Origin of the sequence: Streptomyces sp. NPDC096205 (assembly GCF_044763135.1) — a bacterium.
Taxonomy (GTDB): domain Bacteria; phylum Actinomycetota; class Actinomycetes; order Streptomycetales; family Streptomycetaceae; genus Streptomyces.
The window spans coordinates 130468-152800 of the sequence record NZ_JBIWFS010000002.1; the positions used below are offsets into that span (position 1 = coordinate 130468).

20 protein-coding genes are annotated in these 22333 nt (G+C 71.8%); 13 read left to right on the forward strand and 7 right to left on the reverse strand.

The genetic code is table 11. From position 1 onward, the window contains the following. The first annotated feature begins 457 nt into the window (after window positions 1-457). Window positions 458-1651, forward strand: coding sequence for an MFS transporter (locus tag ACIQ6Y_RS07015; RefSeq protein ID WP_404033976.1), 1194 nt, complete (start codon window positions 458-460; stop codon window positions 1649-1651). On the opposite strand, the gene ACIQ6Y_RS07020 is transcribed toward ACIQ6Y_RS07015, so the two are convergent. Continuing rightward, complete coding sequence (locus ACIQ6Y_RS07020; protein WP_404033978.1) at window positions 1588-2769, reverse strand: hypothetical protein; 1182 nt, start codon at window positions 2767-2769, stop codon at window positions 1588-1590. The two genes, ACIQ6Y_RS07015 and ACIQ6Y_RS07020, sit on opposite strands and share 64 nt — an antisense overlap. Continuing rightward, on the reverse strand, window positions 2766-3710 hold the full coding sequence (locus ACIQ6Y_RS07025; RefSeq protein WP_404033980.1) for a 5-dehydro-4-deoxyglucarate dehydratase: 945 nt from the start codon (window positions 3708-3710) through the stop codon (window positions 2766-2768). The genes ACIQ6Y_RS07020 and ACIQ6Y_RS07025 overlap by 4 nt, the downstream gene beginning before the upstream one ends. A 168-nt stretch (window positions 3711-3878) precedes the next feature. Here ACIQ6Y_RS07025 and ACIQ6Y_RS07030 point away from each other — a divergent pair, with 168 nt between their 5' ends. The 7 genes from ACIQ6Y_RS07030 to ACIQ6Y_RS07060 all read left to right on the forward strand — a co-directional run bounded on the left by ACIQ6Y_RS07030 (window position 3879) and on the right by ACIQ6Y_RS07060 (window position 11288). Continuing rightward, entirely contained in the window at window positions 3879-4703 is an 825-nt protein-coding gene (locus ACIQ6Y_RS07030; RefSeq protein ID WP_404033982.1) for an NAD-dependent epimerase/dehydratase family protein, read from the forward strand. A 217-nt stretch (window positions 4704-4920) separates the two neighbouring features. Then, on the forward strand, window positions 4921-5688 hold the full coding sequence (locus ACIQ6Y_RS07035) for a DeoR/GlpR family DNA-binding transcription regulator (RefSeq protein WP_404033984.1): 768 nt from the start codon (window positions 4921-4923) through the stop codon (window positions 5686-5688). A 77-nt stretch (window positions 5689-5765) separates the two neighbouring features. Continuing rightward, entirely contained in the window at window positions 5766-7139 is a 1374-nt protein-coding gene (locus tag ACIQ6Y_RS07040) for an ABC transporter substrate-binding protein (RefSeq protein ID WP_404033986.1), read from the forward strand. Beyond that, window positions 7136-8074, forward strand: coding sequence for a carbohydrate ABC transporter permease (locus tag ACIQ6Y_RS07045; protein ID WP_404033988.1), 939 nt, complete (start codon window positions 7136-7138; stop codon window positions 8072-8074). Before ACIQ6Y_RS07040 ends, ACIQ6Y_RS07045 begins: the two co-directional genes overlap by 4 nt. Beyond that, complete coding sequence (locus tag ACIQ6Y_RS07050; RefSeq protein ID WP_404033990.1) at window positions 8071-8895, forward strand: carbohydrate ABC transporter permease; 825 nt, start codon at window positions 8071-8073, stop codon at window positions 8893-8895. Before ACIQ6Y_RS07045 ends, ACIQ6Y_RS07050 begins: the two co-directional genes overlap by 4 nt. Beyond that, window positions 8892-9881, forward strand: a complete 990-nt coding sequence (locus ACIQ6Y_RS07055) for a zinc-dependent alcohol dehydrogenase family protein (RefSeq protein ID WP_404033992.1) — start codon at window positions 8892-8894, stop codon at window positions 9879-9881. Before ACIQ6Y_RS07050 ends, ACIQ6Y_RS07055 begins: the two co-directional genes overlap by 4 nt. Window positions 9882-10055: 174 nt before the next feature. Beyond that, entirely contained in the window at window positions 10056-11288 is a 1233-nt protein-coding gene (locus ACIQ6Y_RS07060; RefSeq protein ID WP_404036313.1) for a TerD family protein, read from the forward strand. A gap of 363 nt (window positions 11289-11651) precedes the next feature. On the opposite strand, the gene ACIQ6Y_RS07065 is transcribed toward ACIQ6Y_RS07060, so the two are convergent. Then, window positions 11652-13085, reverse strand: coding sequence for a hypothetical protein (locus tag ACIQ6Y_RS07065; RefSeq protein ID WP_404033994.1), 1434 nt, complete (start codon window positions 13083-13085; stop codon window positions 11652-11654). A gap of 279 nt (window positions 13086-13364) precedes the next feature. On the opposite strand from ACIQ6Y_RS07065, the gene ACIQ6Y_RS07070 reads away from it, so the two are divergent. Both ACIQ6Y_RS07070 and dapA read left to right on the forward strand, forming a co-directional pair. Then, window positions 13365-15194 (forward strand): endonuclease/exonuclease/phosphatase family protein, encoded by a 1830-nt coding sequence (locus ACIQ6Y_RS07070; protein ID WP_404033996.1) that lies wholly within the window; start codon window positions 13365-13367, stop codon window positions 15192-15194. A 127-nt stretch (window positions 15195-15321) separates the two neighbouring features. Then, complete coding sequence (dapA, locus tag ACIQ6Y_RS07075; RefSeq protein ID WP_404033998.1) at window positions 15322-16215, forward strand: 4-hydroxy-tetrahydrodipicolinate synthase; 894 nt, start codon at window positions 15322-15324, stop codon at window positions 16213-16215. Between the two features lie 12 nt (window positions 16216-16227). Here the strand turns inward: dapA and ACIQ6Y_RS07080 are convergent, their stop codons facing one another. Beyond that, window positions 16228-16440, reverse strand: a complete 213-nt coding sequence (locus ACIQ6Y_RS07080) for a hypothetical protein (protein ID WP_404034000.1) — start codon at window positions 16438-16440, stop codon at window positions 16228-16230. Between the two features lie 195 nt (window positions 16441-16635). Between ACIQ6Y_RS07080 and ACIQ6Y_RS07085 the strand changes: the two genes are divergently transcribed. The 3 genes from ACIQ6Y_RS07085 (at window position 16636) to dapD (ending at window position 19191) form a co-directional block, all read left to right on the forward strand. Continuing rightward, on the forward strand, window positions 16636-17220 hold the full coding sequence (locus ACIQ6Y_RS07085; protein ID WP_404034002.1) for an RNA polymerase sigma factor: 585 nt from the start codon (window positions 16636-16638) through the stop codon (window positions 17218-17220). 1 nt (window position 17221) lies between these two features. Continuing rightward, window positions 17222-18130, forward strand: a complete 909-nt coding sequence (locus tag ACIQ6Y_RS07090; RefSeq protein WP_404034004.1) for a CU044_5270 family protein — start codon at window positions 17222-17224, stop codon at window positions 18128-18130. Window positions 18131-18201: 71 nt separating this feature from the next. After that, the gene (gene dapD, locus ACIQ6Y_RS07095; RefSeq protein WP_404034006.1) at window positions 18202-19191 is read left to right on the forward strand and encodes a 2,3,4,5-tetrahydropyridine-2,6-dicarboxylate N-succinyltransferase; all 990 of its coding nucleotides are present in this window, start codon (window positions 18202-18204) and stop codon (window positions 19189-19191) included. Window positions 19192-19243: 52 nt separating this feature from the next. Here the strand turns inward: dapD and ACIQ6Y_RS07100 are convergent, their stop codons facing one another. From ACIQ6Y_RS07100 to sufU, 3 genes are all read right to left on the reverse strand, one after another. Continuing rightward, a complete protein-coding gene (locus tag ACIQ6Y_RS07100; protein WP_404034008.1) occupies window positions 19244-21250 on the reverse strand; it encodes a VWA domain-containing protein in 2007 nt (668 codons plus the stop codon). A gap of 267 nt (window positions 21251-21517) precedes the next feature. Beyond that, window positions 21518-21850 (reverse strand): metal-sulfur cluster assembly factor, encoded by a 333-nt coding sequence (locus ACIQ6Y_RS07105; protein WP_399639644.1) that lies wholly within the window; start codon window positions 21848-21850, stop codon window positions 21518-21520. Beyond that, a complete protein-coding gene (gene sufU, locus ACIQ6Y_RS07110; protein ID WP_404034011.1) occupies window positions 21847-22314 on the reverse strand; it encodes a Fe-S cluster assembly sulfur transfer protein SufU in 468 nt (155 codons plus the stop codon). The genes ACIQ6Y_RS07105 and sufU overlap by 4 nt, the downstream gene beginning before the upstream one ends. Window positions 22315-22333: the final 19 nt, after the last annotated feature.

Genomic DNA, 22333 nt, shown 5'->3' on the forward strand with positions numbered 1-22333 from the left:
CCGCGCCCCTTAAGGACACGACCGTCAGCCGCGTACGGTCGCAAGGAGCCACGGACGGTGGGCATTGGGGCCAGTCGCGGACGGCGGGGAGGGGACGGGACGGGGGGTTGTCCGCCCGCAGCGGCCGGCGGAAACCCCGAGCACCTCTATGAGGAACCAGATCGCCGGACCGAGGACGGACAACCCCCCGGCCCGGGGCCCCCCCCCCCCCCCCCCCCCCGGCGCGGCGCCCCCCCCCCCCCCCCCCCCCCCGCCGCCCCCCCCCCCCCCCCCCCCCCCCCCCGGCCCGGCCCCGTCCCACCCACCCAGCGGATGCGCTACGGCAAGCCCCACCGAAGCCGCGCGGGCCGCCGCAGGCATCCGGCACCGGAACTCATGGCCCCCCACCCAAGGCACGTCACATCTAAGGCACCTGCCCGATCCCCCCACCCCCACCTCAGCCCGAGGATCACCAGGCATGACCAGCCAGGCAAGACTGTTCCTCACCGCCACCGTGATCTCCGGCTTCGGCACCTCCGCCCTCTGGCTCGCCTCCGGCATCTGGGTGAAAGACCTCACCGGCTCCAACGGCCTCGCCGCGCTCTGCCTGCTGGCGATGTGGGCCCCCAGCCTCGCCGGCCCGGCGCTGGGCACCGTCGCCGACCGTCTCCCCCGCAAGCCCCTGCTGATCGCCACGAACCTGCTCCTGGCAGCGCTCCTGCTCACCCTCCTCACCCTGAACACCCCGTCGGACCTGTGGCTCCTCCTCACGGTCCTCACCCTGTACGGCGCCGCAGGCGTGGTCACGGACGCCGCGGAGTCGGCCCTGGTGGCAGGCACCCTCCCCCCGGCCCTGCTGGGCGACTTCAACGGCCTGCGCATGACGGCGAACGAGGGCATGAAACTCCTGGCGCCCCTCGCGGGAGCGGCCCTGTACAGCACGCACGGCGGCCCCGCGGTCGCCGCACTGGACGCGGCGACGTTCCTCGCGGCGGCAGCGCTGTACACCCGCCTGACCCCACAGAAGGAGGCCCCACACCCGGCCACCCCCACCCCCTGGCGGACCCAGATCAAGGACGGCACCGGCCACCTACGCCGGCACGCAGGCCTCCACGCCCTCGTCCGCACCGCAGGCCTCACCATGCTGATCGCGGGCATCAACGGCGCCCTCACCTACGCGGTCGTGGACGCCCTCCACCACGCCCCCACCTACGCGGGCACCCTCGCGGCAGCCCAGGGCGCCGGCACGGTCGTCCTCGGCCTGTTCTCCGGCCGGGCCCTGCGCCACCTGGGCGCCCCCCGCTTCGCCGCGGCCGGCATCGCCCTCACCGCGGCGGCGATCGCCCTGCGCGCGATCCCGTCGGACCCGGTCGCCCTGGCCTGCGCGGCGGCGACTGGAGTGGGCCTGCCCTGCCCGTTGATCGCCGCGTTCACGGCGGTACAGCGCGGCACACCGGACGCCCTCCTGGGCCGCGTCTCGGCCACGGCGAGCACCCTGGTGTTCGCCCCGAACGTGATCGGCCTGGCCACGGGAGCGGCCCTGGTCGAGCTGCTCCCGCACGGCCCGCTCCTGATCGCCCTGGGCGTGACCCTGCTCGGAATCCTGGCTCACAGCCCCCTGATCGCGCGCCGCACGGCGTCGAGGTCCCCGTCGGACGCCAACCCGGCGTGATAGAGCCGCACTTCGTTCGCCCCGAGGGCACGCGCGCGTGCCATGTCGTCACCGAGGGCGTGGGGCCGCCCGCCCATCCCGGACACGACGGTGAAGTTGGCCGCGATCACCGCGCCCTGAACCTCCTGCGCCCCCTCCTGCTCGGCGAACGGCGTGACCAGCCCGGCCCCACCGGTGCAGGGCACGACGACCCCGTCCGCGACGGCCAGTACGTGCGCCGGGTCCACCCCGGCGTTCGCCCCGCAGTGGTACGACACCGGATCGGCGTGCAGCAGCACCTGGAACCCCTCGGGCGCGGCCTCCCGCACCGCGGCCACGGCGTCCTCCTGGAGCCCGCGGGCGACCGAGTCGCGCCACGCGCGTGTGGCCGCGGCCTCCGTCTCCCCGAGCAGCTTCTCGACGCCGGCCCAACCCCCGTCGGAGGGGGACGCTCCCCGCCACACCGGCTCCAGCGCCTCGCGCACCCGCACCGCGAGGGCGTCCGGGTCGAGCCCCTGACCGGCGTACCCCTCACGGCAGTCGGCGCAGAAGCACAGCGACATCAGGTACTGCCCGGCATCGCCGAGCCCGACCCCGCCGGTCTTGTCGTGGGCGTGCAGATGCGCGAGCCCGTACCAGCCGAGGGACTCCAGCTCGGTGCCCCGCGCGCCCGGCCGTACGGCGGCCTCGGCGGCGAGCTCGACGAGGTACGTGCGCGTGGCGGGCTGCGCGATGCAGGGAGCCCACGGGTAGCGGTCCCCGTAGGCGTTCACCACGGAGGTCTCCGGATGCTCGGCCCCCATCCGGGAGTTGTGCGCGAGGACGACCCAGCTGTGCACCTCGAGGCCCGCGTCGGCGAGCGCGGCACAGGCCTCGCCGAAGGCGTCACCGGGAGCCCAGTCCCCGGCGGCGTAGGGCCGCAGCTCCCGCCCGGCCCAGCGCTCGCTCTCCACCGGGTACAGCACGGCGGCATGCTCGGCGGTGACCACGCGATGGCGCGGATGGCGAGGGGTCAGGGCACGCGTCGAGTGGTAGGCGGACGCGAGTGTCACCTGGGGGACGCCGAGCCCGGCGATCCACTCGCCCGCCGCCGGGTCGCCGTTGACGTCCCAGGGGTAGACGAACGCCGACGCCTTCACGCGCTCTCCTCCTTCACCAGCTCGTACCCGCGCTCGATCAACTGGGCGAGCCGCTCCACGTGTTCCTCGGCCGGCTCGTGCAGCGGCGGCCGCACCTCCCCGACGTCCAGCCCCCGCAGCCGTACGCCCGCCTTGACGAGCGAGACGGCGTATCCGCGTCCCTGGGCGCGCAGTTCGACGAAGGGCCGGAAGAACCCGTCCAGCAGCCGCCGTACGACGGCCTCGTCGCCGACCTCAAGGGCCCGGTGGAAGGCCTGGGCGATCTCGGGCGCGAAGCAGAAGACGGCGGAGGAGTACAGCGGAACCCCGATGGCCCGGTAGGCGAGCTGGGTCTGCTCGGCGGTCGGCAGCCCGTTGAAGTAGAGGAAGTCGCCCGGCACCGCACCGCGCACGGCGCTGACGATCCGCTGCATCAGGTCGAGGTCGCCGAGCCCGTCCTTGAGCCCGATGATCCCTTCGGTGCGGGCGAGTTCGACGACGGTCTCCGGGGCGAAGACGGCGTTGTCCCGCTGGTAGACGATCACCGGCAGCGGCGTGGCACCCGCGATGTCCCGGTAGTGCCGCAGCAGCCCTTCCTGCCCGGCGACGACAAGGTACGGCGGCATGGCGAGCAGCCCGTCGGCCCCGGCGTCGGCGGCGAGGCGGGCGTAGCGCACGGCGAGCGCGGTGCCGTACCCGGCGCCCGCGACGACGGGCACCCGGCCGGCCGTCTCCTCCACGGCGGCGCGTACGCACGCCTGGTACTCCTCGGGCGTGAGCGCGTGGAACTCCCCGGTGCCGCAGCAGGCGAAGACGGCCGCGGCCCCGGCCTCGACACCGCGCCGCACATGCGCGCGGTAGACATCGAGGGCGACGGCGCCGTCGGCACCGTAGGCGGTGACGGGGAAGAACAGCGGCCCGCTGGGGATACCGAGTCGAGCGGCGAGGTCGGCAGGCGTCACGGACTCTCCCTAGAACGGGGCGACAACGGAGGCGTGCAAGTTTCTGATCGAAGTTTATGTTTATGAACGGCACCTCCGCCACCCTTGACGAGAAGCGAGGATGATCCATAACGTGTCCATGGATGTGAATACTGGACGTGAATACCGTTGACTCAGGGAGACCCTAGGATGCCCGCTCCCCGCACCGTCCTGCTCACCGGCGCCGCCGGCGGACTCGGCACCCTGATGCGGGGCCTGCTCCCCGAGTACGGCTACGACCTGCGCCTGCTGGACCTGCTCCCCATCGAGGGCGAGCCGGACGCGATCGTCGCGGACCTCGCCGACAAGGACGCCGTACGGGAGGCCGTACGCGGAGTCGACGCGATCATCCATCTCGCGGGGATCTCCCTGGAAGCCTCGTTCGAGAAGATCCTCAAGGCGAACATCGAGGGCACCTACCACCTCTACGAGGCCGCCCGCGAGGAGGGCGTCGGCCGGATCGTCTTCGCCTCCTCCAACCACGCCGTCGGCTACACCCCCCGCCCCCAGGGCGACACACCTCTCGATCCAAGCGTGCTGATCCCGATCGAGACCCCGCACCGCCCGGACACCTTCTACGGCCTGTCCAAGGCGTTCGGCGAGGACCTGGCGCAGTTCTACTGGGACAAGCACGGCCTGGAGACGGTCTCGGTCCGCATCGGCTCCTGCTTCCCCGAGCCGACCAGCGTGCGGATGCTCTCGGTGTGGATGAGCCCCGCCGACGGCGCCCGCCTCTTCCACGCGGCCCTCACCGCCGACCGCGTCGGCCACACCGTCGTCCACGGTTCCTCCGCCAACACCCGCCTGTGGTGGGACCTCACCTCCGCCCGGGCCCTCGGCTACGACCCCCAGGACGACTCCGAGCCCTACGCGGAGAAGCTCATCGCCGAACAGGGCGACCTCGACCCGGCCAACGAGGCCCACGCCCACCTGGGCGGCCACTTCGTGACGGACCCGCCGATCTGGCCGTACTGAAGCGGAACCGGTCACGAACCGGACCCTGAGCAACGCCGAACGGGCAGCACGACAACGCCCCCTCAGGGGCGCGGGGAACCCGCGCGACCAGCCACGACCGACCCGCGGGCGGCCCACCACAGCACCCCCATCCCGCGGCCCGAACGGTCACACCCGGTCAGAATCAGGCCCGCGACAGACCTGGTGACCCCCCTCCCACGCGCTGTAGAACTTCGGCATGAACAGAACCGCGGAAGAACGCCGGCGCGAGATCCTCCGCGCCGCGCGCACCACGGGTTCCGTCGACGTCAACGCACTCGCCACCACCCTGGGCGTGGCCAAGGAAACCGTACGGCGGGACCTGCGCACCCTGGAGGACCACGGCCTGGTCCGCCGCACCCACGGCGGCGCCTACCCGGTGGAGAGCGCCGGCTTCGAGACCACGCTCGCCTTCCGCGCCACCAGCCACGTCCCCGAGAAGCGCCGTATCGCATCCGCCGCGGCCGAACTGCTCGGCGACGCCGAGACCGTCTTCGTCGACGAGGGCTTCACCCCGCAGCTCATCGCCGAGGCCCTGCCCAGGGACCGGCCACTGACCGTGGTCACCGCGTCCCTGCCCGTCGCGGGCGCGCTCGCCGCGGCCGGGAACGCCTCCGTGCTGCTGCTCGGCGGCCGGGTGCGCTCCGGCACCCTCGCCACCGTCGACCACTGGACGACGAAGATGCTCGCCGGTTTCGTCCTCGACCTCGCCTACATCGGCGCCAACGGCATCTCCCGCGAGCACGGTCTGACCACCCCCGACCCCGCGGTCGGCGAGGTCAAGGCGCAGGCGGTGCGGGCCGCGCGGCGCACCGTCTTCGTCGGCGCCCACACCAAGTTCGGCGCGGTCAGCTTCTGCCGGTTCGCGGAGGTCGGCACGCTGGAGGCGATCGTGACGAGCACGCTGCTGCCGTCCGCCGAGGCGCACCGCTACTCGCTGCTTGGCCCGCAGGTCATCCGCGTCTGAAAAACGAACTCACTCTCCCTAGGGCACCTCCATACCCACCCCCGCCCCTTATCTCCCCATACGTCCAGGAGCGATCCATGCGAACCCCGAGCCGACGACGGCCCCCGCGAGCCCTGCTCGCCACGGCCGCCGCAGGGACGCTGCTCGCCCCGCTGCTCTCCGGCTGCTGGGCCGGAGCAGGCGGGTCCGGTTCCGGCGGTGACTCCATCAGCGTGCTGATGGTCAACAACCCGCAGATGGTGGAGCTGCAGAAGCTCACCGCCGCCCACTTCACCAAGAAGACCGGCATCAAGGTGAACTTCACCGTGCTGCCCGAGAACGACGTCCGCGACAAGATCAGCCAGGACTTCGCCAACCAGGCCGGCCAGTACGACGTGGCGACGCTCTCCAACTACGAGATCCCGATCTACGCCCGCAACGGCTGGCTCAAGGAGATGGACTCCTACGTCGCCAAGGACACGGCGTACGACGAGCAGGACGTCCTGAAGCCGATGCGCCGGTCCCTCACCGGCGACGACGGCAAGCTGTACGGCCAGCCCTTCTACGGCGAGTCGTCGTTCCTGATGTACCGCAAGGACGTGTTCGCGCGGCAGGGCCTGACCATGCCCGCCCACCCCACCTGGCGGCAGGTCGCCGACCTGGCCGCGCGGGTCGACGGCGCCGAGCCCGGCATGAAGGGCATCTGCCTGCGCGGACTGCCCGGCTGGGGCGAGGTCATGGCCCCCCTCACCACGGTCGTGAACACCTTCGGCGGCACCTGGTTCGACAAGGACTGGAAGGCCCGCCTCGACTCCCCGGAATGGAAGGAGGCGACACAGTTCTATGTCGACCTCGTCCGCGAGCACGGCGAGTCCGGCGCCGCCCAGTCCGGCTTCGCCGAGTGCCTGAACAACATGACCCAGGGCAAGGTCGCCATGTGGTACGACGCCACCTCCGCGGCCGGTCTGCTGGAGGCGGCCGACTCCCCGGTCAAGGGCAAGGTCGACTACGCCCCCGCCCCCGTCGAGCGGACGGAGTCCTCCGGCTGGCTCTACACCTGGGCCTGGGGCATCCAGGACGCCTCCCGCAACCCCGACAAGGCCTGGCAGTTCGTGTCCTGGGCGTCGAGCAAGGAGTACGAGCAACTGGTCGGCGACGAGATCGGCTGGTCGAACGTGCCCGCCGGCAAGCGCGCCTCGACGTACGAGAACGCCGACTACCGCGCCCGGGCCGCCGCCTTCCAGGAGATGACCCGGCAGGCCATCGAGGGCGCCCGCCCCGACGACCCCGGGGTGCAGCCGCGCCCCGCGCCCGGCATCCAGTTCGTCGGCATCCCCGAGTTCACCGACCTCGGCACCAAGGTCTCCCAGGAGATCAGCGCGGCGATCGCCGGACGCGAGTCCGTCGACTCGGCCCTGAGGAATGCGCAAGCGCTCGCCGAGAAGATCTCCGAGGAGTACGAGGGACGATGACCGCCACCACGACGGCCCCCGCGGCCCCCACCGCCGTACGCACCGCGGGCACCTCCCGGCCCCGCCTGCGCGCCTGGGCCACCCGCGCCCCGCTGCTGCCCGCCCTGGTCTTCATGATCGTGGTGACCCAACTGCCCTTCGTGGCCACGCTGGTGATCTCGTTCTTCGACTGGAACTCCCTCTACCCCGACGCCCGCCGCTTCACCGGCCTCGCCAACTACGGGGAGGTCCTCACCGATCCGGACCTGCGCCGCTCGGTGTGGACGACGGTGCTGCTCACCGCGGCCGTGGTGCTGGCGAGCCTGGTCCTCGGCCTGCTCCTGGCGCTGCTCCTGGACCGCCGCTTCCGCGGCCGGGGCGTGGTGCGCACCTTGCTGATCGCCCCGTTCCTGGTGGTGCCCGTGGCGGCGGCGCTGCTGTGGAAGCACGTCCTCTACAACCCCGAATACGGCCTGCTCAACGGCCTGTTGCACTACGTCGGCGGGCCCCAGCCGGACTGGGTGTCGAACACCCCGCTGCTCGCGGTCGAGGCCGCCCTGGTGTGGCAGTGGACGCCGTTCATGATGCTGATCCTGCTGGCGGGCCTGCAGAGCCGCGACCAGCAGCAGATCGAGGCGGCCCGGGTGGACGGCGCGAGCGACTGGCAGATCTTCCGCCATCTCACGCTCCCGCATCTGCGCCGCTACCTCGAACTGGGCGCCCTGCTGGGCTCGATCTACATCGTCCAGAACTTCGACGCGGTCTTCACGATCACGTCCGGCGGCCTCGGCACGGCGAACCTGCCCTACACCGTCTACCAGAGCTTCTACCAGGCCCATGAGAACGGCCTCGCCTCGGCCGCGGGCGTCCTGGTGGTCATCGGCTCGATCGTCATCGCGACCCTCGCGCTGCGCGTGGTGTCGTCCCTGTTCCGCGAGGAGGTGTCGCGGGCATGAGCGTCGTCCGCAGAAACGGCCTGGGCCTGGTGGCCTGGCTGGCCGGCATCGTGTTCTTCCTGCCCATCGCCTGGATGGCGCTGACGTCCCTGCACTCGGAGCAGGACGCGGCGACCAATCCGCCGTCCTTCACCGCGGGGCTCACCCTGGACGGCTACCGGGAGTTCTTCGGCGTGGGCGGCGGCGCGAGCCCCTGGCCGGCGTTGATCAACTCGACGGTGGCGTCGGTGACCTCGACCCTGTGCGTGCTGGTGCTGGCGCTCCCGGCGGCGTACGCGCTGTCGATCCGTCCGGTGAAGAAGTGGACGGACGTCCTGTTCTTCTTCCTGTCGACGAAGATGCTGCCGGTGGTGGCGGGGCTGCTGCCGGTCTACCTGTTCGCGAGGAACACGCACACCCTCGACAACATCTGGCTGCTGGTCGTCCTCTACACCTCGATGAACCTGCCGATCGCGGTGTGGATGATGCAGTCCTTCCTCTCCGAGGTGCCGGTGGCGATCATCGAGGCCGCGAAGGTGGACGGCGCGAGGCTGCCGACGATCCTCGCCCGCGTCGTGGCGCCCATCGCCCTCCCCGGCATCGCCGCGACCGCGCTGATCTGCTTCATCTTCAGCTGGAACGAGCTGCTGTTCGCACGCGTGCTCACGGGTGTCGTGGCCGGGACGGCCCCCGTGTTCCTGACCGGCTTCATCACCAGCCAGGGCCTGTTCCTGGCGAAGGTGTGCGCCGCGTCGCTCGTCGTCTCCCTGCCGGTGCTCGCCGCGGGGTTCGCCGCCCAGGACAAGCTGGTCCAGGGCCTGTCGTTGGGAGCCGTGAAATGAAGGCCGCCGTCATCGAGTCCGTGGGCCGGGCCGTCGTCGAGGAGATCCCGGACCCGGCACCGGGCCCGCGCGAGGTCGTGGTCGAGGTCGCCGCGTGCGGCCTGTGCGGCACGGATCTGCACATCCTCCAGGGCGAGTTCGCGCCCAAGCTGCCGATCGTGCCCGGGCACGAGTTCGCCGGCGAGGTCGTCGCCGTCGGCACCCGGGTCACGGAGCTGTCGGCGGGCGACCGGGTGGCGGTCGACCCGTCGCTCTACTGCCACGAGTGCCGCTACTGCCGTACGGGCCACAACAACCTGTGCGAGCGCTGGGCGGCGATCGGCGTGACGACGGCGGGAGGCGCGGCGCGCTACGCGGTGGCCCCGGTGGCCAACTGCGTCAAGCTGCCCGACCACGTGCGCACCGAGGACGCGGCGCTGGTGGAGCCCCTGTCGTGCGCGGTGCGCGGCTACGACGTGCTGCGCTCCCGCCTCGGCGCACACGTCCTGATCTACGGCTCCGGCACGATGGGCCTGATGATGCTGGAGCTGGCCAAGCGGACGGGCGCGGCGAGCGTGGACGTGGTGGACGTGAACCCCACCCGCCTGGAGACGGCCCGCCTGCTGGGTGTCTCGGCGTCCGCCGCGAACGCCGACGAGCTGGACCGGCCCCAGGGCTGGGACCTGGTGATCGACGCGACGGGCAACGCCGCCGCGATCCAGGACGGTCTGGAGCGGGTGGCCAAGGCCGGCACCTTTCTCCAGTTCGGCGTCGCCGACTACGCGACCCGGGTGACCATCGACCCGTACCGCATCTACAACCAGGAGATCACCGTCACCGGCTCGATGGCGGTCCTGCACAGCTTCGAGCGGGCGGCGGAGCTCTTCGCGGGCGGCGTCCTCGACCCGGACGTCTTCATCAGCGACCGCATCCCCCTGGAGCGCTATCCGCAGGCACTGGAGCAGTTCGCGGCGGGGGTGGGCCGGAAGATCGTGGTGGTGCCGTAGAGGCTCGGTACCGCACCCTCCGGCCGACTGTCACGGGCGGTGGGTGGGCAATGGCCGGGGGTCCAGAGGGCGGAGCCCCCTGGCGGGTCCGCGGGTGACAGGCCACGCTCCCCTTTCGGCCCTCAGGTAAGGGAACAGTAAAGCGCCCTCGCTCGTTCATGAGGCATGACAGCTATGACCCCCGGCTCGAACATCCCGCTCCCCGCCGCCCGCGTGACGGTGGACGTCACCGCCCCGGTGCGGCTGGACGTCTCGGGCCTGCTGCTCACCGCCGACGGCAAGGTGCGCTCCGACGACGACTTCATCTTCTACAACCAGCCCGCCGGCCCGGGCGTGACGTACCGCTCCGGCGGCGGCGCCGCGCCCGACGCGATCACGGTCGACACGACCGCCCTGCCCCCGGGCATCGAGAAGATCGTCGTCACCGCGAGCCCGGACGCGGCCGGCCAGACCTTCCAGGGCATCGAACCGACGGCGACCCTGCGCAACGCCGACGACAACAGCGTCCTGGCCACGTTCACGCCCCCGCAGCTCGGCGCCGAGACCGCGCTGGTGATCGTGGAGATCTATCAGCGCGGCGGCGTCTGGAAGGCCCGCGCGGTCGGTCAGGGGTATGCCAACGGCCTGGCCGGCATCGCCACCGACTTCGGCGTGACGGTGGAGGAACCCTCCGCCCCCGCCCAGCCCGCCGCCCCGGCCCAGCCCGTCGCGCCCCCGCCGCCCGCCATGCAGCCGCCGGTCGCCCCGCCGGTCCCGCCGCTGAGCACGCCTCCGGCTCCCCCGGCCCCCTCGGCCCCTCCGGCCGCGCCCGCGGCCGCCCCCGGCGCCGGGAAGATCAACCTCGACAAGGGCCGGGTCAGCCTCCAGAAGAACCAGACCGTGTCCCTGGTCAAGGGCGGCCGGCCGCTGCTCTCCCAGGTCAAGATGGGCCTCGGCTGGGAGCCGGCGTACCGCGGCAAGGACATCGACCTGGACGCGTCGGTCATCGCGTACGGCCCGCAGCGCAACCACGTCGACAGCTGCTACTTCGGCAAGCTGACCATCGTGGGCGGCGCGATCCGCCACTCCGGCGACAACCTCACCGGCGAGGGCGGCGGGGACGACGAGGTCATCACGGTCGACCTGGGCCGTCTCCCCCAGGAGGTCACCGGTCTGGTCTTCACGGTGAACTCCTTCTCCGGGCAGAAGTTCACGGAGGTCGCCAAGGCCTACTGCCGTCTGATGGACGCGGCGACCGGCGAGGAACTCGCGCGCTTCGACCTCACCAACGCCGAACCGCAGACGGGCGTGATGATGGCGAAATTGATTCGCCAGTTCTCCGGCGAATGGGAGATGACGGCGATGGGAGATTTCGTGAAGGCACGCACGGTCCGCAACATGGTCAAGCCGGCGGCCCAGGCCCTGTGAGACGAGGGGCGCCCCGCAGAGGGGCGCCCCTCGGGCCGGCTCGACCAGGCGAGCGACCTCCGGCAACCGCTGGTGATCAGGTCACGCGCCGGCCCGCATCGGCCGCCTGCGGACACTCCTCGTCCGCGCTCGGCCACCTGGTGTCGTCCACCGTCATCACGAAGTACGCCATGCTGAATTCCCCCGAATTCGTCCGTCGTTCACCGAGGGAGACGCTTCGGCGGCGGCATCGGCTGCATATATGCCGGGCCGAATCGAAAAGGGCCGGATTTCGGCGGCGGCGCCTCCCGAGTAATCACTCTAGGAGGGCCGCCACGGCACGAGCGAGTCAATAAACGAGGGCCGGTTCCCTTGCAGGGAACATCAGTTCCCTTGTGCGGAACGCGCCTTGAAGGCGGCCTTGCGCGCCTCCTTGGCGACCTTCTTGTCGGGGTGGAGCCGGCCCATCGCCTCCAGCACATCGGCGGTCGCCGGATGGTCGACCCGCCAGGCGGCCGCGAAGAACCCGCTGTGGTGCTCGGCGAGCCCCTCCACGAGAGCCTGGAGCTCCTCGGAGTTGCCCTCGGCCGCCAGCTGCGCGGCCAAGGTGTCGACGGTCAGCCAGAACACCATCGCCTCGGACGGCGGCGGCACGTCCGCCGCACCCCGCTCGGTCAGCCACACCCGGGCCAGCCCGCCCAGCTCGGGGTCGTCCAGCACCTCGCGCAGCGCGGGTTCCGCCTCAGCGCCGACCAGGGACAGCGCCTGCTGGCAGCGCAGCCGGCGCAGCGGCCCGCCCGCGTCGGCGCCCCGCGCGGCGGCGAGCAGTTCCCGGGCGGCGGCCAGCGGCGCGCGGCGGGTCAGCCACTGCTCGGTCTCGGCCTGCGCGGCACGCGGCCCGAAGGCGGCGGTGCCGTCGAGGAGGGCGTCCGCACCCTTGTCCGCGAGCTCGCCGACGGCCGGAGCGGCCTGTCCGGCCTCCAGCAGCCGGGCACGCAGCCCGTACAGGCCGAGCGGGGTCAGCCGGACCATGCCGTAGCGGGAGACGTCGGTGTCGTCGACGGGCGCGTCGGCGTCAGCGTCATCGGCGGCCTCGGCCATCAGCGCCTCGTCGACCGGCCGGTACTCCACGAGCCCGGCCGGCTCCAGCACCCGGAACTGGTCGTCGAGGCGCATCATCGCGTCGGAGACCTGCTCCAGCACGTCGTTGGTGGGCTCACCCATGTCGTTCGGGACGATCGCGGACGCGGCCAGCGCGGGCAGCGGCACGGGCCCCTCACCGGGGCCGTCCTCGCTGACGGTGAGCAGATAGAGGTTGGCCAGGACGCGGTCGAGGAAGTCGGCCTCGGCCTGCGGGTCCCAGTCGAGCCGGGAGAAGTCGACGGTGCCGCCCTCGTCCAGCGCGTCGACCAGGTCGTCGAGGTCGGGCACGCTCGCGTCGGCGAGCAGCGTCTCCAGGGCGTCCTGCCACACGCCGAGCACGTCGAGCGGGGAGCCGGAGGTGAGCAGGGCGAGGTCCGGGCCCGCGGTGACGGTGCCGGCCTCCTCGTCGACGACCTCGACGAGCCCGGTGTCGACGGCGACCCGCCAGGCCTCGCTCGCCAGCGCCGCGGCGTCGTCGCCGTCGAGGCCGAGCACCTCGGCGGCGGCCGGGAGCTGTGCGTCGGCCAGACCGCCGCCCGCGTCGACGCGGGTGTCGGGTCCGGCCCAGCGGGCGAGCCGGGCCGCCCGGGACAGCACCGGCGTGGACAGCGCGTCACGCGCCAGCTCCGCTTCGGACGCAAGCCGCACCGGCGGCAGGGGGGAGCTGTCTGACATGGGCCTGATTCTCCTAGGGCGCCTGGACGGCCGTATCGCACGTACAACGGCTGGGAACGTCGCTCAGCCTAGACGGATTTCCACCCATGCCGCCCGGTTCATCTGCCGGCCAGGTTCCGTACATGGCCGAAACCTTGACAACTGACGGGGACAGGCAGGAAATTGACGCGCGTAGAAATGGGGGGAACACCTGTACACCGGGACGCTACGCGCGTCACGGTCCAGCCATCGACCCACCCTCGTCCCGGCGCTTCACGAAAACGTCCCCGGAGGGATCCCTTGCCCAGCAAGTCTTCCGCGCGCCTCGCCGCGCTCACCGTCGCCGCCGTGTGCTCGGCGGCAACCACGGTCGTGCTGACCTCGCCCGCCCACGCCGACGCCGTCCGCGTGCACGACGTCCAGGGCACCACTCGCATATCCCCGTACGCGGGCAAGCAGGTCACCGACGTGACCGGAATCGTCACCGGTGTGCGCACCTACGGCTCCTCGAAGGGCTTCTGGATCCAGGACCCGCAGGCCGACGCCGACCCGGCCACCAGTGAGGGCGTGTTCGTCTTCACCAGCTCCACGCCGAAGGGCGTGGCCGTCGGTGACGCGGTCAAGGTCTCCGGCACGGTCTCCGAGTTCGTCCCGGGCGGCACCTCCTCCGGCAACCAGTCGCTGACCGAGATCACCCGCGCGACCTTCACGGTGCTCTCCAGCGGCAACGCGGTCCCGGCCGCCGTGACCGTGGACGCCGACGCGGTGCCGGACGCCTACGCCCCGGAGGGCGACCCCGCCGCGAACGGCTCGATCAATGCGCTGCCGCTCAGGCCGTCGGCGTACGCGCTGGACCTGTACGAGTCCCTGGAGGGCATGAACGTCCAGGTCGCCGACACCCGGGTGGTGGGCGCCAGCGACCCGTACACCGAGCTGTGGGTCACGGTGAAGCCGGAGGAGCACGACAACCGCCGCGGCGGCACGGTCTACGGCTCCTACGCCTCCCAGAACGGCGGCCGGCTCATGGTCCAGTCGCTCGGCAAGCCCGCCGACTTCCCCGTCGCGAACGTCGGCGACACCCTGGCCGGCACCACCGCGGGCCCGCTGGACTACAACCAGTTCGGCGGCTACACCCTGGTCGCGAGCCGGCTCGGGTCGCTCGAGAGCGCCGGTCTGGAGCGGGAGACGACCGACAAGCAGCGCAACGGCGAGCTGGCGGTGGCGACGTACAACGTCGAGAACCTCGACCCGTCCGACGACACCTTCGCCGCGCACGCGTCCGCGATCGTGAACAACCTCCAGTCGCCCGACATCGTGTCCCTGGAGGAGATCCAGGACAACAACGGCGCGGTGAAGGACGGCACGGTCGCCGCCGACCAGACGGTAAGGAAGCTGATCGACGCGATCGCGGCCGCGGGCGGCCCGACGTACGACTGGCGCTCGATCGACCCGGTGGACCTCGCCGACGGCGGTGAGCCGGGCGGCAACATCCGCCAGGTGTTCCTGTTCAACCCCGAGCGGGTGTCGTTCACCGACCGCGCGGGCGGCGACGCCACCACCGCCGTCGGGGTCACCGAGGCACGCGGCAAGGCGGCGCTGACCGTCTCCCCCGGCCGCATCGACCCGGCGAACGCCGCCTGGAACAACAGCCGCAAGCCGCTGGCCGGCGAGTTCGTCTTCCGCGGCCGTACGGTCATCGTGGTCGCCAACCACTTCAACTCCAAGGGCGGCGACCAGGGCTTCACCGCGCAGTACCAGCCGCCGGCCCGCAGCTCGGAGACCCAGCGCCACGCGCAGGCGACGGCCGTGAACGCCTTCGTCAAGGACGTCCTCGCCGTGCAGAAGAACGCGAACGTCGTCGTCCTCGGCGACATCAACGACTTCGAGTTCTCCGGCACCGCGAAGGTCCTGGAGGGTGACGGCGAGCTGTGGTCGGCGATCAAGTCGCTGCCCAGGAGCGAGCGTTACTCGTACGTCTACCAGGGCAACAGCCAGGTCCTCGACCAGATCCTGATCAGCCCCGGCATCCGGCGCGGCTGCGACTTCGAGTACGACAGCGTGCATGTGAACTCGGAGTTCAACGACCAGATCAGCGACCACGACCCGCAGGTGCTGCGCTTCCACCCGTGAGGTCTCCCGGGGCCGGCCGGACAGCGTTCCGGCCGGCCCCGGCCCGTCGGACACTACAGCTCCGCTTAGCGATATCGCGTAGAAAATTTAAGTGGAGCTTCACCGAGCATCGGCCGACACTACCCTCATGACCCATACGCACCCTCCCTTCGGCCGCGCCCTGTGCGCGATGATCACGCCCTTCACCGCGTCGGGCGCGCTGGACCTCGACGGCGCGCAGCGGCTCGCCGACCGGCTGGTGACGCAGGGCTGCGACGGGCTCGTGCTGTCCGGGACGACCGGCGAGTCGCCGACCACGTCGGACGCCGAGAAGGCCGCGCTGATCAGGGCGGTCCGGGAGGCGGTCGGCGAGCGGGCGTCCCTCGTCGCGGGCGTCGGCACCTTCGACACCCGGCACACGGTCGAACTCGCCCTGGAGGCCGAGAAGTCGGGGGCGGACGGCCTGCTGGTGGTCTCGCCGTACTACAGCAAGCCGCCGCAGGACGCCCTGGAGGCCCACTTCCGCGAGATCGCGGACGCCTCCGGCCTGCCGGTCCTCCTCTACGACATCCCCGGCCGCACCGGCACCCGCATCGAGCCGGACACCCTGATCCGCCTCGCCGAGCACCCGCGCATCGTCGGCGTCAAGGACTGCTCCTACGACTTCCTGGCGGCTCAGAAGGTGTTCTCCCGCACCGACCTGGTGTACTACGCGGGCTGCGAGGAGCACAACCTCGCCCTGTACGCGGTGGGCGGCGCGGGATACATCAGCACGGTCGCCAATGTGGTCCCCCGTCATCTCCGCGCGGTGCTCGACGCGTTCGAGGCGGGCGACACGGTGCAGGCGGCCCGGCTCCAGCAACAGGCCACCGAGCTCATCGAGTTGATGATGGCGGCGGGCCTGCCCGGCTCGGTGACCGCCAAGTCCCTGCTGAACGGTCTCGGTCTGCCCGCCGGGCCGGTGCGCGCCCCGCTGCGGCCCGCCGACCGCGAGGCGGCGATCAGGCTCCGCACGGCGTACGACCGCCTGACGGCCGCCTGATCCACCGGGGCGTCAGCCGCCCTGCGGCCCCGGCCCGAGCAGCCGCACATGCTCCAGCACGTCCTCCATCGGGTCGTCGACCTGCCCCATGTTGACCAGGGCGACCCGATGCCCGTTGTGCGAGGCGGTGTTGGTCTCGTCGGCGTGCGCGACATCCGCCACCGACCAGCCCACCGCCGCCACGACCCCGGCCACCGCCACCCTCCGCGCCCACGCGTCCACCATCACTCAGCCCCTCGCTCGACGACCCCTCCGGCACCCTGCCATCCGCCGAAGCGGGCCCGAGGTCACGCTGAGCAACCCGAACGAGCCAACCCGGGCGACCGGACGATGACCCCGACGCCGGGCGTGAACCCTTCGGGCTCCTTCGGGGAACAGCGGGGTGACATGCTCACCAAGACCCTGTTCCCTGGAGGCCCCGTGACCGGACCGCCCTTCGCGGACGGCGACCTCGTCGCCCAGTCCCTGGAGGAGCCGGAGCTGTTCGCCCGGCTCTACGACCGGTACGCGCCGGACATCCACCGCTACGCCGCCCGCCGCCTGGGCGCCGGCGCGGCCGACGACCTCACCGCCGAGACGTTCCTGGTCGCCTTCCGCACCCGCAGCCGTTACGACACGGACCGCGGCAACGCCCGGCCCTGGCTGTACGGCATCGCCGCCAACCTCATCGGCAAGCAGCGCCGCACCGAGGTGCGGGCCCTCAGGGCGCTGGCCCGCACCGGACACGACCCGATCGCCGAGTCCTGGTCGGAGCGGGCCGACGAGCGGCTCGCCGCCGGCACCGCACAGGCCCCGCTGGCCGGCGCCCTGGCCGCGCTGTCGGCCGGTGACCGGCATGTGCTGCTGCTGGTGGCCTGGGCCGACCTGACCTACCCGGAGGTCGCCGAGGCGCTCGGCATCCCCGTCGGCACGGTCCGCTCCCGACTCAACCGGGCCCGCCGCAAGGTGCGTACGGCCCTGGGCGCCGACCCCGCATTCACGCTCGACCCCTCGGAGGTGGTCTGACATGGACGAGATGACGGCGGTCCGCGACCTGCGCTCCGACGCGCCCGTCGCCCGGCGCCCCGACCTGGTCGCCGGCCGCGAGCGGCTGCTGAAGGAGGCGGGCCGGGCCTCCCGTACGCGCAGGCTGCGCACGGACTGGCGGCTCGCTGCCGTCGGGGCGGCGGCCGCGATCACGGCGGCCGCGCTGATCGGCACCCAGGTCGTCGGCGACGGCGGCTCCGGCGACGTCCGGCCGGGGGCCTCGTACGCGATCGAGCTGGGCAGCGCGAAGGACCTGCTGAACCGGGCGGCGGACACGATCGCCGCCGGCCCCGCGGTCACCGCGCGCGACGGCCAGTGGATCTACGAGAGGACGGTCGAGGCGAACGCGACCGACGACGTGGACGGCCCGGAGACCCAGGAGGGCTGGAAGAAGTACGCGGACCCGGCCTTCGAGAACGGCAAGGAGGGCGACGACCACTCCCCCAGGGAGCAGTACACCTTCCTGACCGGCCTGCCGGACGACCCGCGGCAGGTCAGGGCGAAGGCGCGGGCGTTCTACTACGCCACCGACCCGACCGAGAGCCGCGTCGCGCACGAGTACCGCGCGCTCGGCGTCGTCCTCAGCCGCTCCTACCCCTACGACCCCGAGGGCCTGGCCAAGGTCTACCGGGCCCTGGCCACGGTTCCCGGGGTCCAGGTCGCCGAGGTCACGGACGCCCTGGGCCGGGACGCGATCGCCCTCTACCTGAAGAGCGGCGACCCCTCCGCCGGCCGCCAGGAGATCCTCCTGGACCCGGTGACGTACCTCTACCGCGGCTTCCGGCTCGTGGCGGGCAGCGGCGAGGAAGGCATGCGGAAGGGGGACGTCATCATCAGCGGGGTCCGGGAGAAGGTGGCCGTCGTGGACGGGGAGGGACAGCGGCCCTGAGGGCTGACCGGCAGGTGAGACGGGGGATGGCCGGTTCGCCCGGGCGGGGTGCGTCACGTTAGGTTGCCCTCATGACCGACACGACTGCTCCTCGCACCACCGGCGCCGTTGCCGCCGGCCTCGCCACGATCGCCGCCGACGGCACCGTCCTCGACACCTGGTTCCCCGCGCCCGAGCTCACCGCCGAGCCCGGCCCGGCCGGCACCGAGCGCCTGGACACCGAGCGCACCCGTGAGCTGCTCGGCGAGCACGGCGTGCAGGCCCTCGGCAAGGACGACGTCCGCGGCGTGGAGATCGTGGCGGTCCGTACGGTCATCTCCTCGCTGGACGACAAGCCGCTGGACACGCACGACGCCTACCTGCGGCTGCACCTGCTCTCGCACCGTCTGGTGAAGCCGAACGAGCAGAACCTGGACGGCATCTTCGGCCTGCTGGCCAACGTCGCCTGGACCTCGCTCGGCCCGGTCGCCGTGGACACGCTGGAGACGGTCCGCCTGGCGGCCCGCGCCCGCGGTCTGCACGTCAGCGTCTTCGGCGTGGACAAGTTCCCGCGCATGACCGACTACGTCGCCCCGGCGGGCGTCCGCATCGCCGACGCCGACCGGGTCCGCCTGGGCGCGCACCTCGCCGCCGGCACCACGGTCATGCACGAGGGCTTCGTCAACTTCAACGCCGGCACGCTCGGCACCTCCATGGTCGAGGGCCGCATCTCCCAGGGTGTCGTCGTCGGCGACGGCTCGGACATCGGCGGCGGCGCCTCCACCATGGGCACGCTGTCCGGCGGCGGCAAGGAGCGCGTGGCGATCGGCGAGCGCTCCCTGGTCGGCGCCGAGGCCGGCGTCGGCATCGCCCTCGGCAACGACTGTGTCGTCGAGGCGGGCCTCTACCTCACCGCCGGCACCAAGGTCACCCTGCCCGACGGCCAGATCGTCAAGGCCCGCGAGCTCTCCGGCGCCGACAACATCCTCTTCCGCCGCAACTCCGTCACCGGCGCCGTCCAGGCGGTCCCGAACAACGCGGAGTGGGGCGGCCTGAACGAGATCCTGCACAGCCACAACTGACGACGAACGGGCGGCCGCGCTGTGCGGCCGCCCGCTCCCTTTTCGCGTCCCGTCAGTTCTTGTGGATCACGATCGACCCGCCCGCGAGGGCGGTCGTCGGGTCGGCGTCGGGCGCCGCGCCGAGCTGGTTGTCGTAGACGAGGGTGTCGTCCGCGGTCTTCCAGATCCTGATCCGGAACGTGTCCGGCGTGCTGTCGGTGGCGCTGAGCATGAACGAGTAGCCGGAGGCGCCGTTCACCGTGCCGGTGCCCTTGTAGATGGCCTTGTTCCCGGCGACGACCAGCCACTGGTAGTCGGCGGAGTGGAAGTTGAGGTTCCCGGCCTTGAACTGGAACTCCGTGGAGCCGGTGGGTACAGTCGCGCCCTTCTTGTACTTCGACACGAAGCCGAAGTTGGCGCGCCCGGTGGCACTCGGGTCGGCCGGGTAGGCGCCGGCCGGCGAGTTGATCCAGCCGCCGCCGGTCACGAAGCCGCCGTCGGGGTCGTACACGACGACGAAGCCGCAGTGCTGGGTGTCGGTGCCACCGTCGTCGTCCGTGACGGTGACGGCGATGTCGTAGATGCCCGCACCCGCGTACTGGTGCGTGCTGCCGACCGGGGAGCCGACGCCCGGCACCTCGGTGGTCGTGCCGTCACCCCAGGCCACCGACAGGGTGTGGGTGTCGAGGGTGCCCGGGTCGGTGAACGTACCGGCGAAGGAGACGTCCGTGCCGACCGCGTGCGGGTCGACGGGGCAGCTGGTCAGGGTGAGGTCGGGAGCGACGTTGTTGACGGTCACGGTCGTGGAGTCGCCGTCCGTCAGGCCGTTGTCGTCGGTCACGGTGAGCGTCACGGCGTCGGCGCCGTCGTCGAGGCCGTTGTACGTGGCCACGGCCGCGCCGGCGTTCGTCAGCGTGCCGATGCCGGCGTCCGCGCCGCTCCAGGCGTACGAGACGACGGTGCCGTCCGGGTCATGGCTGCCGGAGCCGTCGAGCGGGACCGAGGAGCCCTCGTCGACGGCCTTGTCGGGCCCGGCGTCGGCGACCGGCGGCAGGCAGTTGACGGTGACGACGACCTTCGGGAAGGTCACCGAGGCGTTCTGGTCGTCCTGGTAGACGACGGACTTGTTCACGTCCAGCGGCCCGCAGGGCGCGCCGCGGTGCTTGACCTGGTAGGTGATCTCCAGGTTCTCGTCGCCGAGTTCGGCCCGCGACCAGGTGAACCCGTCGGCGGTGACGCCGCCCACGGACGAGCCGGCGAGGCTCGCGGTCACCGTGCCGGGCACCAGCTCCCAGGGCGCGTCGAGGGTGACGGCGATGGACGGGTGGGTGGCGCCGGGCACCACGACGGCCTCGACGATCTGCTTCAGCAGGGTGTCCAGGCTGCCGAAGTCACCGGCGGAGAAGGTGTTGTCGGAGCCGGGCCCGCTGGCGATGACCTCCAGGGTGGCCTGCTGGATGCCGCCGCCGACACCCACGGCGAAGACGGTGGCCTTGGCCTGCAGGGCGGTCGCCGCGGCGCCGGTGTTGCCGCTGGTGGCCTCGCCGTCGGTGATGACGATGACCAGCTGGTTGCGGCCCGGGTCGTCCGGCCCCATCACGTTGTTCGCCTCGTTCAGTCCGCAGGCGATGCAGGTCCCGGTGTTCTGCTTGGGGTTGGTGTCGATGGCGTTCAGGACGGCGTCCTTGTCGCCGCTGAGCGCGCTGACGGGCGGTGTCACCCCGTCGGCGAAGCCGACCACGCCGACCCGGCCGCCGTTGGTGAACAGACCGTGCGCGGCCACGCCGTTGACGACGCTCTTGGCGAAGTCCTTCAGCTGGCCCCACTCGGTGTTGTCGATGCTGCCGGACTCGTCGAGCACGAGCACCAGGTCGGTCGGGGTCGACTGGGTGCTCGACTCGCCGTCGAGTCTCAGCTTCACGGTCGAGACGCCGTAGCGGGCGACGGCCGTGGGGCTCGCCGAGGCGTCGGGTACGGGCGCGGCCGAGGCACGAGGTGCCAGGGCCACCATGCCTGCCAGGGCGAGCGCCAGGATCATGAACCCGGCCAGCCGCGCCCGTACGGAAGCGGGCATGGGCATGCGCGTACGCGTGGTTAACGCGTGCATTGATTCCCCCCTAGGAATCCCCCGGCGGGTGGGGCACACCGTTGTGCCGGCACTCCGCCTTTGTCCGCACGGAGCGTGCCGAGCCGACAGCGCTGCGTCAATAGATCCGACAGACCGAACATATGTGCACGCCTTGTGCGCCCCCTGTGTGCACCGCGTGTACGCCCGGTGCGAAGCCTGTGCGGGCATGAGAAAGCCCCGCCGGTGCTCGCGCGTCCGGCGGGGGCTTGCTCAGGGCTGTCAGACGTTGAAGCCGAGCGCCCGAAGCTGCTCGCGGCCGTCGTCCGTGATCTTGTCCGGACCCCACGGCGGCATCCAGACCCAGTTGATGCGCAGCTCGCTGACCAGCCCGTCCGTGGCGGACTTGGCCTGGTCCTCGATGACGTCCGTCAGCGGGCAGGCCGCCGAGGTCAGGGTCATGTCGATCGTCGCGATGTTCGCGTCGTCGATGTGGATGCCGTAGATCAGGCCGAGGTTGACGACGTCGATGCCCAGCTCGGGGTCGACGACGTCGTACAGGGCCTCGCGGATCTCGTCCTCGGAGGCCGGCTTCATCTCAACGGTCTCGCTCATGCCGTCTTCCTTTCCGCGTCGGCTCCGCCCAGGGCCTGGGCCGTCGCGTCCTTCCATGCCATCCAGCTCAGGAGGGCGCACTTGACCCGGGCCGGGTACTTGGAGACACCGGCGAACGCGACCGCGTCCTCCAGCACCTCCTCCATCGCGTCGTCGGGCTCGATCTTCCCCTTGGACTGCATCAGCTCCAGGAAGGTCTCCTGGATCTTCTGCGCCTCGGAGAGGTCCTTGCCGACGAGGAGTTCGTTCAGCACCGACGCGCTCGCCTGGCTGATCGAGCAGCCCTGGCCCTCGTACGAGACGTCCTCGACCGTGGTGCCGGCGTACCTCACGCGGAGCGTGATCTCGTCCCCGCACGTCGGGTTCACATGGTGCACCTCGGCGTCGCCGTCCCTCAGACCACGCCCGTGCGGGTTCTTGTAGTGGTCCAGGATGACGTCCTGGTACATCGAGTCCAGCTTCATGCGATCGCTCGCCAACCCC

Bases quoted from the DNA above. Each gene is read 5' to 3' on its own strand.
- dapA (WP_404033998.1), top strand. From the start codon at position 15,322: ATGACCCATACGCACCCTCCCTTCGGCCGCGCCCTGTGCGCGATGATC.
- ACIQ6Y_RS07015 (WP_404033976.1), top strand. From the start codon at position 458: ATGACCAGCCAGGCAAGACTGTTCCTCACCGCCACCGTGATCTCCGGC.
- sufU (WP_404034011.1), bottom strand. From the start codon at position 22,314: ATGAAGCTGGACTCGATGTACCAGGACGTCATCCTGGACCACTACAAG.
- dapD (WP_404034006.1), top strand. From the start codon at position 18,202: ATGACCGACACGACTGCTCCTCGCACCACCGGCGCCGTTGCCGCCGGC.
- ACIQ6Y_RS07065 (WP_404033994.1), bottom strand. From the start codon at position 13,085: ATGTCAGACAGCTCCCCCCTGCCGCCGGTGCGGCTTGCGTCCGAAGCG.
- ACIQ6Y_RS07045 (WP_404033988.1), top strand. From the start codon at position 7,136: ATGACCGCCACCACGACGGCCCCCGCGGCCCCCACCGCCGTACGCACC.
- ACIQ6Y_RS07080 (WP_404034000.1), bottom strand. From the start codon at position 16,440: ATGGTGGACGCGTGGGCGCGGAGGGTGGCGGTGGCCGGGGTCGTGGCG.
- ACIQ6Y_RS07030 (WP_404033982.1), top strand. From the start codon at position 3,879: ATGCCCGCTCCCCGCACCGTCCTGCTCACCGGCGCCGCCGGCGGACTC.
- ACIQ6Y_RS07090 (WP_404034004.1), top strand. From the start codon at position 17,222: ATGGACGAGATGACGGCGGTCCGCGACCTGCGCTCCGACGCGCCCGTC.
- ACIQ6Y_RS07050 (WP_404033990.1), top strand. From the start codon at position 8,071: ATGAGCGTCGTCCGCAGAAACGGCCTGGGCCTGGTGGCCTGGCTGGCC.
- ACIQ6Y_RS07105 (WP_399639644.1), bottom strand. From the start codon at position 21,850: ATGAGCGAGACCGTTGAGATGAAGCCGGCCTCCGAGGACGAGATCCGC.
- ACIQ6Y_RS07060 (WP_404036313.1), top strand. From the start codon at position 10,056: ATGACCCCCGGCTCGAACATCCCGCTCCCCGCCGCCCGCGTGACGGTG.
- ACIQ6Y_RS07040 (WP_404033986.1), top strand. From the start codon at position 5,766: ATGCGAACCCCGAGCCGACGACGGCCCCCGCGAGCCCTGCTCGCCACG.
- ACIQ6Y_RS07100 (WP_404034008.1), bottom strand. From the start codon at position 21,250: ATGCCCATGCCCGCTTCCGTACGGGCGCGGCTGGCCGGGTTCATGATC.
- ACIQ6Y_RS07035 (WP_404033984.1), top strand. From the start codon at position 4,921: ATGAACAGAACCGCGGAAGAACGCCGGCGCGAGATCCTCCGCGCCGCG.
- ACIQ6Y_RS07055 (WP_404033992.1), top strand. From the start codon at position 8,892: ATGAAGGCCGCCGTCATCGAGTCCGTGGGCCGGGCCGTCGTCGAGGAG.